Genomic DNA, 14,521 nt, shown 5'->3' with positions numbered 1-14,521 from the left:
AAAATTCCGGGAGGTACTGAAGTGAAGACCGCGATCACCGAACTGTTCGGCATCGAGCATCCCATCATCCAGGGCGGCATGCATTTCGTCGGTTTTGCCGAGCTGGCCGCTGCCGTCTCCAATGCCGGCGGGCTCGGCATCATCACCGGTCTCACGCAGAAGACGCCGGAGCTGCTTGCCAAGGAGATCGCGCGCTGTCGCGACATGACGGACAAGCCGTTCGGCGTGAACCTGACGTTCCTGCCGACCTTCTCGGCGCCGCCCTATCCGGAATACATCGCGGCCATCGTCGAAGGGGGCGTCAAGTCCGTGGAGACCGCGGGCCGCAGTCCGGAAGCCTACATGCCCGCGCTGAAGGCGGCCGGGATCAAGGTGATCCACAAATGCACGTCGGTTCGCCATTCGCTGAAGGCCGAGCGGATCGGCTGTGATGCCGTCAGCGTCGACGGTTTTGAGTGCGGCGGTCATCCCGGCGAGGACGACATTCCCAACATGATCCTGCTGCCGCGCGCGGCGGAGGAATTGAAGATCCCGTTCGTCGCCTCCGGCGGCATGGCCGACGGACGCAGCCTCGTCGCCGCGCTGTCGCTCGGCGCGGCCGGCATGAACATGGGCACGCGTTTCATCGCGACCAAGGAAGCGCCTGTCCATCAGAACGTGAAGAACGCGCTGGTCGCGGCGACCGAGCTCGACACCCGTCTGATCATGCGCAGCTTGCGCAACACCGAGCGTGTCCTGAAGAATGCCAATGTCGATCGCCTGCTCGAGATCGAGCGCGAGAAGGGCGACAAGCTCACGATCGACGACATCCACGACCAGGTGGCGGGCGTCTATCCCAGGATCATGCTGGACGGGCAGATGGACGCTGGCGCCTGGAGCTGCGGCATGGTTGCCGGCCTCATCCACGACATCCCAACCTGCAAGGAACTGGTCGATCGCATCATGGCCGAGGCGGAACAGATCATCCGCAGCCGCCTGATGGGGTTCCTGGACGGAACGGGACCAGCGCGAAAGGTCGCCTGACACCGCCAAACCTCTTAACCACGGCGGCACTTGACCGCTGGAATTGCGCGCGACGCCTCCTAAATAAGGGTAAATTAGCCCTTTCATAAATGATTTCAGGAGGCGTCCGTGGTCCTGAAGAGCGTTTATCTTGCTGCTGCCGTTGCCCTCGTCCTCGCGGGTGGCGGCCTCGCGCGTGCAGACGACTACAAGCCCAATGAATATCTCGGCCTCGATCTCTCCAAGGCGGTGCTGTCTCCGAAGCGGCTCGGGCCCGAGACGCAATTCGCGCCGGTCGCACTCGAGGCGCGCGGCGGCAATGACGCGCAGGCGCGCGCCGAGCCGGTCGGCGTGCCGAAGAAGGTCGCCGCCCAGCGCGTGAATGTGTCCGAGCCAAAGATCGCGCATGCCAGAAGCGCCCAGCCGCGCGGCGCAGCGCGCACCAGGCTCGCGCATCGCCATGGCAATCCGCTGGACGCGCAGGCGATGGACACCCGGATCCAGACCTGGCCGTGTCGTTCCGGCGGCATCTGCAGCTGGAAGCGCTAGTCGGTCTGAGGCCGTCATCCCCGCGTCGCAAAACCGTAGGCCCGGAGTCAAGAAACCGTAAGCCGGGAGTCAAGGAGCGCAGGCACCTTCCGTCGGGATTCGACGAAAGTTTCCTGAATGGCAACGCTCCGCGCCCCGCGCGCCTGGACCCGGCGGCAGTTCCTGGTCCGCTCCACCTCAAGTCTCGCCATCGCTGCGCTTGCGAAACCCTCGATCAGTCGTGCCGCCGACCGCCCGCAGATCGCCGGCGGCATCCAGTCCGGCGACGTCTCGGACGGCTCGGCGGTGATCTGGGCACGCGCCGATCGGCCGGCGCGCATGCAGGTGGAATGCTCGACCGTCGAGAGTTTCAGGACCATCATTGCATCAGCGTCGCGCGATGCGTTGCCGGATGCTGATCTCACGTCAAAGCTGCTGTTGAGCGACCTGCCGCCCGGGCAGGACATCTTCTACCGCGTGCGCTTCGACGACATCGCCACCGGGATCGCCGGCGAAAGCCGGGTCGGCCATTTCCGCACCGCGCCGGCCGAGGGCCGGTCGATTTCGTTCCTGTGGTCCGGCGATGTTGCAGGGCAGGGCTGGGGCATCGACATCGCCCGCGGCGGCTATCGCAGCTATCGCACCATGCTCGACAACCGCCCCGATTTCTTCATCCACTCCGGCGACCACATCTACGCCGACTGCACGATTCCGTCCGAGCAGAAGCTGCCGAACGGCGAAGTCTGGCGCAACATCGTCACCGAGGAAAAGGCCGAGGTCGCGCATACGCTGGCGCAGTTCCGCGGCAACTACAAATACAACCATCTCGACGAGCATTTTCGCGCGTTCCACGCGGAGGTCCCGATGTTTGCGCAATGGGACGATCATGAAGTCACCAACGACTGGTCGCCGAAGGGGAGCTACGACGACGCCGGCTATGAGGACGATGGCACCCCGCGCCTCGTCGCGCGCGCCCGCCGCGCCTTCTTCGATTTCATGCCAATCCGTGACATCGGTGCGAGGCAGGGGCGGGTCTATCGCAAGATCTCCTACGGTCCGCTGCTCGACGTTCTCATGGTCGACATGCGTAGCTATCGCGACGACAACTGGAACAAGGGCGACGATCACCGTGGCTGGATCCTGGGCGCCGAGCAGCTCGCCTGGCTGAAGCGGGAGCTCGCCGCCTCGCGTGCGACCTGGAAGGTGATCGCGGCCGACCTGCCGATTGGCCTCGTCAGCATGGATGCCGTCGCGCTCGGCAACGGGCCGCCCGACCGGCGCGAGCACGAGATCGCCGATCTGCTTGCCGCCATCAAGCGTGCGGGCGTCCGCAACATCGTCTGGCTCACCGCCGACATGCATTACACCGCCGCGCACTATTACGATCCCAACAAGGCGCAATTCCAGGATTTCGAGCCGTTCTGGGAGTTTGTCTCCGGGCCGCTGCATGCCGGCACCTGGGGGCCGGGCGAGCTCGATGACACCTTCGGCCCGGTCGCGATGTACCAGCACGGATGCAGCGAAGCGCAGGGCGAGAATCTGGCGCCCTGCTTCGGTTTGCAATTCTTCGGGCGTGTCGACATCGACGGCGACAGCGGCGTCATGACGGTGACGCTGAAAGACGTCGATGATCGCGATCTCTGGTCGGTCGAACTCGTGCCGCAGCCGCAGGCGCGCCCGGCCGTGGTGGCGCAGCATTCCTAGGGCATTCGCAGGCCGATGCCGCCGCGCACGGGCCGGGGCGCAGGGTGCGGGGCCTCTGCTCGCGCGTTCATCCAGTCAGGGGTTCGCGGCGCGGCGAGTTGCCGGACAAAGAATTCGCCCTGTTTGGGGGAGCCCGTATAGGCAAAACCGTCGGCATGCGCGGGAACTGCACCGAAAAGAGCTGCTGCCACAAAGGCCATCGTCCAAAGCGGTTTCATGATCGTCTCCTGATTGCTTGCGGCCGGAATGACCGCGATGGGTTCGACGTTGGCAGGAGAGGGCGCTCATCTGAAATGCCGTTTGACTGTCACGGCGATGCCCGCCGGCTATTCAGCTAACCGGATCTTGATTTGGTCTCGTTCGGGCGGCGCGCTATGGTGTCCTCCCGCCATCTCTTTTCCATCACCAAAGAGTCTGTCCTCGCGGCCTCACCGTGTGCATCCGGCGGGCTGAAATACGTCAGGAGCTACTCATGGACCATCTGAAGACGCAGGGCATCAGCATGCCCAAGCTCGGCCTCGGCACCTTCCGCATGCAGGGCGATGATTGCCGCGCCGCGGTCGAGAGCGCGCTGTCGATCGGCTATCGCCACATCGACACCGCTGAAATGTACGCCAACGAAGAACCCATCGGCGCCGCGCTCGCGGCCGCCCGCCTGCCGCGCGGCGAGCTGCACGTCACGACCAAGGTCTGGCACGAGAACCTAAGCCCGGACGCGATCCGCCGCGCCTTCGACGCCAGCCTGCAGAAGCTCAGGCTCGATCATGTCGATCTCTATCTCGTGCACTGGCCGTCGAAGTCGGCGAACTGGGGCGCGGTGTTCGAGACCCTGATGAAGCTGAAGGAAGAGGGGCGTACGCGGGCGATCGGCGTTGCCAATTTCACCACGGCGCTGCTCAAGATTGCGGTCGAGGACATCAAGGCGCCGATCGCCTGCAACCAGATCGAATATCACGCCATGCTCGATCAATCGAAGGTGCTGGCCTATCTCAACGCCAAGTCGATTCCGCTGGTCGCCTACTGCCCGCTGGCGCAGGGGCGCATCGCCTCCGATCCGGTGCTGGCCGAGATCGGCGCCAGGCACGATGCGACCGCGGCCCAGGTGGCGCTGAAATGGCTGCTGGACCAGGACGGCGTCGCGGCGATCCCGAAGGCGTCGCGCCGCGAGAGCCAGCAGGCCAATCTCGACGCGCTGAAGATCACGCTCGACGATGCCGACCGCAAGAAGATCGCCGCGCTGCCCAAGGACAAGCGCTGCGTCAATCCGGGCTTTGCGCCGGCGTGGGATTAGCTTCGCCAGCACGCTTTTCAGACGCAAAGAAATGGCCCCGTAAGGGCCATTTCCATGATGCGTTACGCATCAATCCCAGTGGTGACGGTGCCCGCGCTTGACCACCACGACCCGGTCGCGATGGTGCCAGCCGCGATGCCAGCCATGGTCACGATGCTCGCGCATTTCGGCGCGGGCGCCGTAGCCATGATGATGACCGCGCTTGATCACCACCGTCTCGGCACTCGCCATCGTCGGCGCCACGATCGCGAGCGCGCCGAGAGCCGCAATCACATAACCAAGCTTCTTCATGATGTCCTCCTCCAATTCAATGCCAATGAGAACCGCGCATTGGCGGGAACGTTCCGGAGGAATGGCAAGAGAATTCTGAACGCTTGTTCAGGTGGTTAATCGCAACGTTGCTGCTGCGGCGTTGGCGCGCCGGTGGCGACGTATTTGCCGTCCCTGATGGTGTACTCGCCGCGCTCGCTGCGATTGTAGATCGCGCGCAAGCTACCTTGCTTTGAGAGCAGCAGGCCGAACTCACGCGTCTGCTTCAGCGAGGGGAAGTACACCATCACATTGAGCAAGCCTTCGGCGTTGACTGTGGCGGACACCACCTCGCTCTCGTCCCTGACGTCGCCGAAGTTGCGCCGGTACATCACCCGGCCGTCCTTCCGGATTTCGTAAGTCAGGAGAGCGCCCTTGTCGCGGTCGGGGCGGGCTGCACAATCGACCGCCCATGAGCCGAGCAGGCCCCATTGCTCGACCGTCGCCGAAAGCGTCTCGGCGCCGGCCGCGGGCGTGAACGCAACCCACAGCAGCGCCGCTGTCGTGCAGCGGCTCAAACAACGTGTCATGGTTTGCAAAACCCGGCCCCGAACCATTCCAAAGTGTAGCATTCCGCGCGCCGCCGTCCACGCCAGGTGCCAATCGCGCGCGAATTTGATCCGCGTCAATGAGGCCGGTCGTAGCAAGGGTAGGATGGCGCTCCCGAAGGCGAACGTGGATAGGCCGATGCTGAATCAAGTCATGGATTTTGCGGGTGAAGTGCTGCCGGGGAGCCGTGCCCTGCCGCCTCATTCCGAGACCGCGTTTCTGGCCGAGCTGGGCGAACGCTTGAGATCCTCGCGTGCCCGCTGCGAGCTGTCGCGCCGGGAGTTGGCCCGCCGCTCCGGGATTTCCGAGCGCTACATCGCGCAGATCGAGGCCGGCAAGGGCAACGTCTCGATCGTGCTGTTGCTGCGGCTGGCGTCCGCCATTCACGGCAGCCAGCCCCAGGCTGCGTAATAACCGCTAGACCCGCTTCTCGACATTGGCGCTGCGGGCCGGCACGCCGAATTCCTTGCGGCACACTTCGGCCAGCACGGCGACGCCCTCGCGGATCTGCTGATGCGACGGGCTCGCAAAGCATAGCCTGAGGCGCGAGCTGGAATGGCTCTTGTCGGTCGACCATTCCGGCCCGGGATTGATCGACACGCCCGCGGCGAGCGCGGCCTGATACAGCTTGAGCGTATCGACCTGGTCGGGCAGCTTGACCCACAGGAAGATGCCGCCCTTCGGCTCCTCGAACTCGGCTGCGGTCCCGAACTGCTCGTTGAGGGCTTCCATCAGCGTATCGAGCTTGGTGCGCAGCGCCTTCGTCAGCGCCGGGACGTGGGTCGAAAAGTGCGGCTTGCAATAGGTGGCGAGCACCATCTGCTCCAGCGCGCCCGAGCCGGCATCCGTCTTCAGCGCCAGCATCCGCGACATCACATCCCAGGGCGCGACGATGAAGCCGACGCGCAGCGCCGGCGCGATCGACTTGGAGAACGAGCCGATATGGATCACGCCGCCGTTCGGGCTCATCGCATGGATCGCCGGCGGCCGCTGACCGGACCAGACGAGGTCGGCATAGCAATCATCCTCGAAGATGGGCACGCCGTATTCGGCCGCGAGCCGCACCAGCTCGGCGCGGCGGCTTTCCGGCATGATGCTGCCGGTCGGGTTCTGCACGGTCGGGATGGTGTAGATGTATTTGGGACGGATGCCGCGGCTCTTCAGGTCCGCCAGCGTCGAGGCCAGCGCGTCCATGCGCATGCCGTCCTCGTCGAGCGGAATGCCTGTTACGTTGACGCCGAGCCGGGCCAGACGGGTCAACGAGCCCTGATAGCTGTCCTGCTCGAAGATCACGGTGTCGCCCCGCGTCAGGAGCGTCGCGTTGACGAGATCGAGCGCCTGCAGTGAGCCGGAGACGATCATGAGATCGTCGACCGTGCAATTGATACCGGCATCGCGCTTGAGTTTCGTCACCAGGAATTCGCGCAAGGGCAAATAGCCCTGCGGACCATGCGCCAGCCCGTAAGTGGCGAGTGATCGACCTTCCTTTTGCAGGGCGGAATTGGTCGCCTCGATCAGGCCTTCGAGCGGCAATTGCTCGGAATCGTTGTTGCCCCCGACAAAGCTGTATTTGGCGAGGCCCGTCCAGCGCGCGGAGGGGGCGGGCAGCCCCTGAGGAAACAGGGGCGCGAAATCGAAGCTGGACGTCATGGGGGCATTCCTCGTGTTTTTATTGGTGGGTATTTTTATTGAGCGGCAATTTTTAGTAAGCGTCTTGCCTGATGCCAACCGGGCGCCGGGATTTCGACGATGTCATCATGCCAGTGTTTTGCCCGACGCGTCAAATTAAATTCGTAAAATCCGTATTTCTGTCGCGTGGGCCGGCAAGTCATTGATTTTGCGGATTGGGCCTACTGTGCATGGGGTTGTTTTCGGGTTTTCTATTTTTTCCCCGCCGTCCTGGTCGGACGGCCCTGGCTGATGAAAGCGTAATGCGCATTGGCGACGCCGCCAACCATCAGGGCCTCGACCACAGGCTCGGCGATCTCGCCGGTTGCGGCCCAGTCGACCAGGAAATTGGCCCCGGTCCCGCCCCGCACGTCGTCGGTCGGAACGAAGATCGAGACGGTGGCCAGCGGCTTCAAGGCGACCGGCGCCTTCAGATAGGTCTCGACCTGCTTGCCCGCGGTGTCGAAATAGGCGATGCGTTTGACCACCAGCGGCTGGGTCTCGGAGGCGTTGTGCACGCTCAGGGTCACCGAGAAGTCGACACGCAGCTTGCCCTGGCTCATCGCGACACTGGAATAGGCGGGCACGTAGAACCCCCCGGAGACGGCGAGTTCCTCCTTCGGCAGTGCGGCGAGCGAATCGGCAAAGTTTTGTTCGATATTGACCTTGGATTGCGCGGCCGCGGGCACGGCAGAGGCGAGGGGGCATAGCAGTATTGCTGCGAAAAGCGCCGATCGCATGTGACGAATTGCTCGCTTGCCGCGGCGGAACCTGGCTCTAGGGTGCGGCAAAACGGACCAATTTGGTATGCACGAGCTCATTCGCGACATCACTCTCTGTATTCTGTTTGCCTGGATGCTGGGCCTGCTCGCCCATTTCACCCGGCAACCGCTGATCCTGGCCTATCTTATCGCCGGCTTCTGCATAGGTCCATTCGGCGCCGGCTGGGTCCATTCGCAGGAATCGATCAGCGTCATCTCCGAGCTCGGGCTGATCTTCATGCTGTTCATGATCGGGCTCGAGATCGACCTGAAGAAAATCGTGCGGGCGGGAAAGGTGATCCTGTTCGCCGCCGGCGCCCAGCTGATTGGAGGCTGCCTGCTCGGAGTGCTGTTCTTCATCGGAATCGGCCTGTCGCTCGGCGGCGGGCACTTCGACGCGGTCTATCTCTGCGTCGCCTGCGCGCTGTCGAGCACGGTGATCATCGTCAAGGTGCTCTACGAGAAGCGCGAGCTCGACACGCTGCCCGGCCGCATCACCCTCGGCGTGCTGGTGCTGCAGGATATCTTCGCCATCCTGTTCCTCGCGGTACAGCCGAGCCTTGCCAATCTGCAGGCCAGCGTCATCCTGCTGTCGATCGGCCGCGTCGCGGTGCTGGTCGCAGCAGCCCTGCTGGTCAGCCGCTACGTGCTGCCGCGCCTGTTTCACCAGATCGCCCGTCGCCCCGAGCTGATCCTGCTCGGCGCGCTTGCCTGGTGCTTCCTTGTCGCCGAGACCGCCGAGCGGCTCTCGCTGTCGCGCGAGATGGGAGCGCTGATTGCCGGCGTCTCGCTCTCGACCTTTCCCTACGCGCTCGACGTCACCGCCAAGGTCACCACGCTCCGCGACTTCTTCATCACGCTGTTCTTCGTCGCGCTCGGCATGACCATTCCCGTGCCCGGCCTGTCCGTGATCGGGCTGGCGCTGTTGATCGCGGCATTCACGGTGGTGAGCCGTCTCGTCACGACCTTCACTCCGCTCTATCTGATGAAGCAGGGCCTGCGCGCCAGCCTGTTGCCGGCGCTCAACCTCGCACAGATCTCCGAATTCTCGCTGGTGGTGATCCAGACCGGCGTCTCCGACCACCACATCGCGGCCGAGACGGCCAATGCGGCCTCCTTTGCCTTCGTGGTGCTCGCCGTGCTCTCGACCTTCGCGATGAGCCGCAGCGACGAGATCACCCGCTGGGCGATCGGTCCGCTGAAGCGGATCGGCCTGCGCGATCTCGACCACGGCAACGGCCATGGCGAGGATGGGCACGAAGGCGGCCATGGCGAGGCCCGCCGCATCGTCATTCTCGGCTTTTTCCGCGCGGCGAGCGCGCTGCTGGCCGAGATCGAACGGCAGACGCCGGTGCTGCTCGAGCAGATCACCGTGGTCGATTTCAACCCGAATGTGTACCAGACGCTGCTGTCGCGCGGCCTGCACGTGATCTATGGCGACATCAGCAATGTCGATACGCTGCTCCATGCCGGCGTCGGCAAGTCCGAGATGATCATCCTCAGCGTGCCGGATTCACTGCTCAAGGGTGCTACCAACGAGAAGCTGGTCCGCCACGTCCGCGCGCTCAACCCGACCGCCCTGATCGTGGCGACGGCCGACCTCTTGGCCGATGTCGGCGAGCTCTACGAGGCCGGCGCCAGCTACGTCACGGTGACCCGGCTCAGCGACGCTCATGAGCTGTTTACCGTGATCGAAGCCGCCCAGGCCGGCCTGCTGGCCGACAAGCGCGCCGAGCTTGATCTGCGGCTCGGCGAGCGGCGCGAAGTGCTGCCCTGACGGTGCCGGACGGCTTCTTCCCGAGCCCGTTCGCGCCTATATCCCTGGTATGCCCGGTGCAAGCCCTCTGGCAGGCTTGCCGTCCGGCATATGTGGTTGCGCCGGGGAGACTAGCGCTTGGCCCCAAGTCCGGCTAAGCCTCCGGCTCATAACCGATAGAGATTGGGAAATGCCCGATAGCGTTCAGGAAGTCTTGCAGGCTTTTGCCCGGGGTGAGCTCGTGGTCGTCACCGACGACGACGACCGCGAGGGTGAAGGCGATCTGATCGTCGCCGCCTCGCTCTGCACCGCGGAGAAGATGGCGTTCATCATCCGCCACACCTCCGGCATCGTCTGCGCGCCGATCACCACCGAGGATGCGCGCCGCCTCCGGCTCGACCCGATGGTCGCCCACAATGATTCCGCGCACACCACCGCGTTCACGGTCTCGATCGACTACAAGCCCGATGGCGGCACCGGCATCTCGGCCGAGGAACGCGCCTCGTGCTGCCGCGCGCTCTCCAATCCCAATGCCGGCGCCAACGACTTCGCCCGTCCGGGCCACATCTTCCCGCTGATCGCCAAGGATGGCGGCGTGCTGCTGCGCTCCGGTCACACCGAAGCCGCGGTCGACCTTTGCAAGCTCTCCGGCCTGCCGCCGGTCGGCGTCATCAGCGAGTTGATGAACGACGATGGCAGCGTAATGAAGGGCGAGCAGGTCGCCCGCTTCGCGGCCCAGCACAAGCTGAAGCACGTCACGATTGCCGACATGATCGCCTATCGCCAGGCGCGCGAAAAGCTGATCGAGCGTGTCTCGACCTTCGTCACCGAGAGCCCGATCGGTCCCTTGCAGGGCTATGCCTACCGCTCGCCGTTCGATTCCATCGCCCACGTCGCCTTCGTCTATAACGGGGTCGGCGACGGCAAGAACGTGCTGACGCGCTTTCACAAGCCGAACATCGTCAAGGACATCTTCACCGGCCACAAGCGGATGGCGGCCGTGCTCGAGCATTTCAAGAAATCCGGCCGTGGCGTGCTGGTTTACCTCCGCGACGGCGCGGCTGGTGTCCCCGTGGCGGCGCTGCCTGATGAGAGCGCGACGGAAGCCGATCGCAACCGCCAGTGGCGCGAGGTCGGTGTCGGCGCGCAGATCCTGCGTGATCTCGGCGTGACCTCGATCCGTCATCTCACCTCGTCGGTGCACGATTACAAAGGCCTGTCGGGCTTCGGCATCGAGATCGTTGCCAACGAGCAGCTTGAAAGCTGACATGCAGTGTCATTCCGGGATGGCGCTGAAAGCGCCAGACCCGGAATCTCGAAGCAGTGAGCAAGAGGATTCCGGGTTCGACGCTTCGCGTCGCCCCGGAATGACAGAAACCAGGACGCAATTGCACTTGTTGCCGCGGCGCTTTAGTTTGTCGGGCAATTCTTGACGGAACCAGATGCGAAAGGACGTTTCATGAGCGCGCGCCCCCAGGCCAAGGACAAGCCGGCTGCGGCTTCTTTCCAGTGGGACGATCCGTTCCTGCTCGACGAGCAGCTCACCGAAGACGAGCGCATGGTGCGTGACACCGCCCGCGCCTACGCCCAGGACAAGCTGCTGCCGCGCGTCACCAAGGCCTATCTCGAAGAGAAGACCGATCGCGAGATCTTCAACGAAATGGGCGAGCTCGGCCTGATCGGCATCACGCTGCCGGAGGAATATGGCTGCGCCAATGCGAGCTACGTCGCCTATGGCCTCGTGGCGCGCGAGATCGAGCGGGTCGATTCCGGCTACCGCTCGATGAACTCGGTGCAGTCCTCGCTGGTGATGTACCCGATCTACGCCTATGGCGACGAGAACCAGCGCAAGAAGTACCTGCCGAAGCTCGCCAGCGGCGAGTGGGTCGGCTGTTTCGGCCTGACCGAGCCGGACGCCGGCTCCGATCCGGCCGGCATGAAGACCCGCGCCGAGAAGGTCTCGGACGGCTACCGCCTGACCGGCAGCAAGATGTGGATATCGAACGCGCCGATCGCGGACGTGTTCGTGGTCTGGGCCAAGTCGGCCGAGCACGACAACCAGATCCGCGGCTTCGTGCTGGAGAAGGGCATGAAGGGCCTGTCCGCGCCGAAGATCGGCGGCAAGCTCTCGCTGCGTGCCTCCATCACCGGCGAAGTCGTGATGGACGGCGTCGTGGTCCCCGAGAGCGCCCTGTTGCCCAACGTCTCCGGCCTCAAGGGCCCGTTCGGCTGCCTCAACCGTGCGCGCTACGGCATCTCCTGGGGCGTGCTCGGCGCCGCTGAGGACTGCATGCACCGCGCCCGCCAGTACACGCTCGATCGCAAGCAGTTCGGCAAGCCGCTCGCCGCGACCCAGCTGGTGCAGAAGAAGCTCGCCGACATGGAGACCGAGATTGCGCTCGGCCTCCAGGGCTCGCTTCGCGTCGGCCGATTGATGGACGAGGGCAAGTTCGCCCCCGAGATGATCTCGATCATGAAGCGCAACAATTGCGGCAAGGCCCTCGACATCGCCCGCGTCTCGCGCGACATGCACGGCGGCAACGGCATCTCGGCCGAGTACCACGTGATGCGCCACGTCCATAACCTCGAAACGGTCAACACCTACGAGGGCACCCACGACGTCCACGCCCTGATCCTGGGCCGCGCGATCACGGGCATTCAGGCGTTTTTCTGAGCCAAGGAGCACTGTGGCGATTGTTTTGCTCCGCTGTCATCGTCCGCCTTGTGCGCACTTGCGCACTGGGGCGGACGATCCAGTATTCCAGAGACCTCGCTTTCGCCACCGACGCCTCGGCGTACTGGATACCCCGCCTTCGCGGGGTATGACGGCGGAAAGCGTGGCGGCACGTACAGGAAGTCCCATGTCCGACAACGACGACGTCCCGTTCAACCGCAACTTTCCGCTTCAGCCCGGCCTCGTCGAGGAAGTCCGTCCCGGCGTGCGGCGCGTACTCTGTAACAATCCGAGCCCGTTCACCTTCACCGGCACCGTCAGCTACATCGTAGGCACCGGCAATGTTGCCATCATCGATCCCGGCCCGGACGATGCGGCGCATGCCGCGGCTCTGCTCGATGCCGTGCGCGGCGAGACAGTGAGCCATATCTTCGTCACCCACACCCACCGCGACCATTCGCCGAACACCGCGCGGATCAAGCAGGCGACCGGCGCGCCGGTGTATGCCGAAGGCCCGCACCGCGCCTCGCGCCCGCGCTTCGAGAGCGAGAAGCACAATCCGGAATCCGGTTCTGACCGCGACTTCGTGCCGGATGTCAGAATCGCCCATGGCGATGTCGTCGAGGGTGACGGCTGGCGTCTGGAGGCCGTGGCGACGCCCGGCCACACCGCCAATCATCTCGCCTTCGCCTGGCCCGAACGGAAGGTTAACTTCGTCGGCGATCACGTGATGGGCTGGTCGACCTCGATCGTGGCGCCGCCCGACGGCTCGATGATCGACTACATGGAGTCGCTTGATCGTCTCGCCGCGCGCGATGAGGATCTGTATTTCTCCGGCCACGGCCCCGAGATTCCCGAAGGCCAGCGCTTCGTGCGCTTCCTGATCCGCCACCGCAAGGCGCGCGAGGCTTCGATCCTGCACCGCCTCGCCAAGGGCGAGACCGACATTCCGACCATGGTGCGTGCGATCTATATCGGCATCGATCCCAGGCTGACGACGGCCGCCGGCTATTCCGTGCTGGCGCATCTGGAAGACCTGGTCGGGCGCGGCGTGGTGGCGACGGATGGCGACCCCATGATCGGCGGGACGTACCGGATGGCGGACTAGCCTCTCGTCATTCCGGAGCGCGCGTAGCGCGAACCCGGAATCCATCGGGCAGCGGCGTTGATGGATCAATGGATTCCGGGCTCGCCCTGCGGGCGCCCCGGAATGACAGTCGGGCTATTTCTTCACCGTCTTTGCCGGCGCCTTCGGCGGCGTCACCGGCGTCTTCTTCACCGGCTTCAGCGCATCGGCATCCGCGGCGGTGTTGAGATCGTCGATGAATTTCGTCACGCGCGCGGCGTTGCTGCCGAGGTCGCTCTCGAAATAGCGCGAGGCCGAGCGGATATCGACGCGGGAATCCTCGCCATCGGGCGCGACCCTGATGGAAATGTCCTCACGCAAGCCCATGATCGGCGAGCGCGCCACCGCCTCGATGCGTCCGATGCGGCGCGGCGGCTGCGGCGCGCGTTCGTCGATGACGAGCCATTTGCGCTTGTTGACGAGCTGGAGCGCGATCGCATAGGCGCGGTCGACCGGAATCTCGAGCTCGATCGGCTCGATATCAGGATAGAACTGGCGCTGCTGCTCGGCCGAATAGAGGCCGGCATAGACCGCGCTGTTGGCGCCGTCGCCGGTGCGCAGACGCGCCAGCGCGTCGAAGCGGGGCGGGTCGATCGGGTCGGTGGTGATGTCGTGGATCGCCGGCAGCTTGCGATATTGCAGGCCGAGATAAGCAGGATAGGCGAGGATGGCCCCGGCGATCAGGAAAGCGAGCAGGATGCGTGCCATGCCGCGCGAGCCGTTCTGCCAGATCGCCGCAAAGCCGGCGAGCCCGAACAGGATCGAGAGCGCGGCGATCGCAAGTCCGCCGAAGAAGGTGACGAGCGCCGGCTTCGGCTCCAGGAAGCCGAAGCGGACGATGAGGATCGACACCACCACCGCCACCACCGCGAACACGGCGAGGTTGCGTGCCCAACTCGCGAGGCTGGACACGGGCTCCGTCTGATAGGGAGCGGAAAACCTTCGGGCCATGCTGTTCCATCACAGATATGAGTCGCCGGTTGCGGGACGGGCGACGGGAGCAAGCTGACCTAGCGCATTTTCCAAGGAACTGTGAAGCGGTTTGTCCCCTATGTGGACAGGGGTAACGTGGCCCGTGTTTTGGCGTGTTTCATCCCGCGATTGCGAAGGGCGCACCCGCGGGCGCGCCCTTATGCTTTCGATCATCCCGTTC

At 64.5% G+C, this 14,521-nt stretch carries 15 protein-coding genes; 9 read left to right on the top strand and 6 right to left on the bottom strand.

The window, feature by feature from the left end:
• The first annotated feature begins 21 nt into the window (after positions 1-21).
• The 3 genes from F8237_RS06795 to F8237_RS06785 all read left to right on the top strand — a co-directional run bounded on the left by F8237_RS06795 (position 22) and on the right by F8237_RS06785 (position 3,234).
• Entirely contained in the window at positions 22-1,023 is a 1,002-nt protein-coding gene (locus F8237_RS06795) for an NAD(P)H-dependent flavin oxidoreductase (RefSeq protein ID WP_151643089.1), read from the top strand.
• Positions 1,024-1,131: 108 nt separating this feature from the next.
• Entirely contained in the window at positions 1,132-1,551 is a 420-nt protein-coding gene (locus tag F8237_RS06790) for a hypothetical protein (RefSeq protein WP_151643087.1), read from the top strand.
• Positions 1,552-1,668: 117 nt separating this feature from the next.
• Entirely contained in the window at positions 1,669-3,234 is a 1,566-nt protein-coding gene (locus F8237_RS06785; protein WP_151643085.1) for an alkaline phosphatase D family protein, read from the top strand.
• Here the strand turns inward: F8237_RS06785 and F8237_RS06780 are convergent.
• Positions 3,231-3,452: a hypothetical protein gene (locus F8237_RS06780; protein WP_151643083.1), complete on the bottom strand. Its 222-nt coding sequence runs from the start codon at positions 3,450-3,452 to the stop codon at positions 3,231-3,233. The two genes, F8237_RS06785 and F8237_RS06780, sit on opposite strands and share 4 nt — an antisense overlap.
• 254 nt (positions 3,453-3,706) lie before the next feature.
• On the opposite strand from F8237_RS06780, the gene F8237_RS06775 reads away from it, so the two are divergent.
• The gene (locus F8237_RS06775; protein ID WP_151643081.1) at positions 3,707-4,525 is read left to right on the top strand and encodes an aldo/keto reductase; all 819 of its coding nucleotides are present in this window, start codon (positions 3,707-3,709) and stop codon (positions 4,523-4,525) included.
• 69 nt (positions 4,526-4,594) lie between these two features.
• On the opposite strand, the gene F8237_RS06770 is transcribed toward F8237_RS06775, so the two are convergent.
• On the bottom strand, positions 4,595-4,816 hold the full coding sequence (locus F8237_RS06770) for a hypothetical protein (protein ID WP_151643079.1): 222 nt from the start codon (positions 4,814-4,816) through the stop codon (positions 4,595-4,597).
• 95 nt (positions 4,817-4,911) lie between these two features.
• Entirely contained in the window at positions 4,912-5,364 is a 453-nt protein-coding gene (locus F8237_RS06765) for a hypothetical protein (RefSeq protein ID WP_162005904.1), read from the bottom strand.
• Positions 5,365-5,521: 157 nt separating this feature from the next.
• On the opposite strand from F8237_RS06765, the gene F8237_RS06760 reads away from it, so the two are divergent.
• The gene (locus F8237_RS06760; RefSeq protein WP_015687820.1) at positions 5,522-5,794 is read left to right on the top strand and encodes a helix-turn-helix domain-containing protein; all 273 of its coding nucleotides are present in this window, start codon (positions 5,522-5,524) and stop codon (positions 5,792-5,794) included.
• A 6-nt stretch (positions 5,795-5,800) separates the two neighbouring features.
• Here F8237_RS06760 and F8237_RS06755 read toward each other — a convergent pair whose 3' ends face one another.
• Positions 5,801-7,033: an aminotransferase-like domain-containing protein gene (locus F8237_RS06755; protein ID WP_151643075.1), complete on the bottom strand. Its 1,233-nt coding sequence runs from the start codon at positions 7,031-7,033 to the stop codon at positions 5,801-5,803.
• 230 nt (positions 7,034-7,263) lie between these two features.
• The gene (locus F8237_RS06750; RefSeq protein ID WP_162005903.1) at positions 7,264-7,791 is read right to left on the bottom strand and encodes a DUF3124 domain-containing protein; all 528 of its coding nucleotides are present in this window, start codon (positions 7,789-7,791) and stop codon (positions 7,264-7,266) included.
• 67 nt (positions 7,792-7,858) lie between these two features.
• On the opposite strand from F8237_RS06750, the gene F8237_RS06745 reads away from it, so the two are divergent.
• The 4 genes from F8237_RS06745 to F8237_RS06730 all read left to right on the top strand — a co-directional run bounded on the left by F8237_RS06745 (position 7,859) and on the right by F8237_RS06730 (position 13,350).
• Positions 7,859-9,589, top strand: coding sequence for a cation:proton antiporter (locus F8237_RS06745; RefSeq protein ID WP_151643071.1), 1,731 nt, complete (start codon positions 7,859-7,861; stop codon positions 9,587-9,589).
• A 169-nt stretch (positions 9,590-9,758) separates the two neighbouring features.
• Positions 9,759-10,835 (top strand): 3,4-dihydroxy-2-butanone-4-phosphate synthase, encoded by a 1,077-nt coding sequence (ribB, locus tag F8237_RS06740; RefSeq protein WP_151643068.1) that lies wholly within the window; start codon positions 9,759-9,761, stop codon positions 10,833-10,835.
• Between the two features lie 192 nt (positions 10,836-11,027).
• Positions 11,028-12,242, top strand: a complete 1,215-nt coding sequence (locus tag F8237_RS06735) for an acyl-CoA dehydrogenase (protein ID WP_151643066.1) — start codon at positions 11,028-11,030, stop codon at positions 12,240-12,242.
• Positions 12,243-12,429: 187 nt separating this feature from the next.
• Complete coding sequence (locus F8237_RS06730) at positions 12,430-13,350, top strand: MBL fold metallo-hydrolase (RefSeq protein ID WP_151643064.1); 921 nt, start codon at positions 12,430-12,432, stop codon at positions 13,348-13,350.
• A 114-nt stretch (positions 13,351-13,464) separates the two neighbouring features.
• Here F8237_RS06730 and F8237_RS06720 read toward each other — a convergent pair whose 3' ends face one another.
• Positions 13,465-14,319 carry a DUF1499 domain-containing protein gene (locus F8237_RS06720; RefSeq protein WP_151643062.1) on the bottom strand — a complete coding sequence of 285 codons (855 nt, stop codon included), beginning with the start codon at positions 14,317-14,319 and terminating at the stop codon, positions 13,465-13,467.
• Between the last annotated feature and the right edge of the window lie 202 nt (positions 14,320-14,521).

Origin of the sequence: Bradyrhizobium betae (genome assembly GCF_008932115.1) — a bacterium.
GTDB classification, from domain to species: domain Bacteria; phylum Pseudomonadota; class Alphaproteobacteria; order Rhizobiales; family Xanthobacteraceae; genus Bradyrhizobium; species Bradyrhizobium betae.
This window is presented reverse-complemented; position numbering and strand designations above follow the sequence as displayed.

What these genes read in the sequence shown, in the direction of transcription:
- F8237_RS06760 (WP_015687820.1), top strand. Translation starts at nt 5,522, where the DNA reads ATGCTGAATCAAGTCATGGATTTTGCGGGTGAAGTGCTGCCGGGGAGC.
- F8237_RS06770 (WP_151643079.1), bottom strand. Translation starts at nt 4,816, where the DNA reads ATGAAGAAGCTTGGTTATGTGATTGCGGCTCTCGGCGCGCTCGCGATC.
- F8237_RS06765 (WP_162005904.1), bottom strand. Translation starts at nt 5,364, where the DNA reads ATGACACGTTGTTTGAGCCGCTGCACGACAGCGGCGCTGCTGTGGGTT.
- F8237_RS06755 (WP_151643075.1), bottom strand. Translation starts at nt 7,033, where the DNA reads ATGACGTCCAGCTTCGATTTCGCGCCCCTGTTTCCTCAGGGGCTGCCC.
- F8237_RS06775 (WP_151643081.1), top strand. Translation starts at nt 3,707, where the DNA reads ATGGACCATCTGAAGACGCAGGGCATCAGCATGCCCAAGCTCGGCCTC.
- F8237_RS06785 (WP_151643085.1), top strand. Translation starts at nt 1,669, where the DNA reads ATGGCAACGCTCCGCGCCCCGCGCGCCTGGACCCGGCGGCAGTTCCTG.
- F8237_RS06720 (WP_151643062.1), bottom strand. Translation starts at nt 14,319, where the DNA reads ATGGCCCGAAGGTTTTCCGCTCCCTATCAGACGGAGCCCGTGTCCAGC.
- ribB (WP_151643068.1), top strand. Translation starts at nt 9,759, where the DNA reads ATGCCCGATAGCGTTCAGGAAGTCTTGCAGGCTTTTGCCCGGGGTGAG.
- F8237_RS06750 (WP_162005903.1), bottom strand. Translation starts at nt 7,791, where the DNA reads ATGCGATCGGCGCTTTTCGCAGCAATACTGCTATGCCCCCTCGCCTCT.
- F8237_RS06780 (WP_151643083.1), bottom strand. Translation starts at nt 3,452, where the DNA reads ATGAAACCGCTTTGGACGATGGCCTTTGTGGCAGCAGCTCTTTTCGGT.
- F8237_RS06730 (WP_151643064.1), top strand. Translation starts at nt 12,430, where the DNA reads ATGTCCGACAACGACGACGTCCCGTTCAACCGCAACTTTCCGCTTCAG.
- F8237_RS06735 (WP_151643066.1), top strand. Translation starts at nt 11,028, where the DNA reads ATGAGCGCGCGCCCCCAGGCCAAGGACAAGCCGGCTGCGGCTTCTTTC.
- F8237_RS06745 (WP_151643071.1), top strand. Translation starts at nt 7,859, where the DNA reads ATGCACGAGCTCATTCGCGACATCACTCTCTGTATTCTGTTTGCCTGG.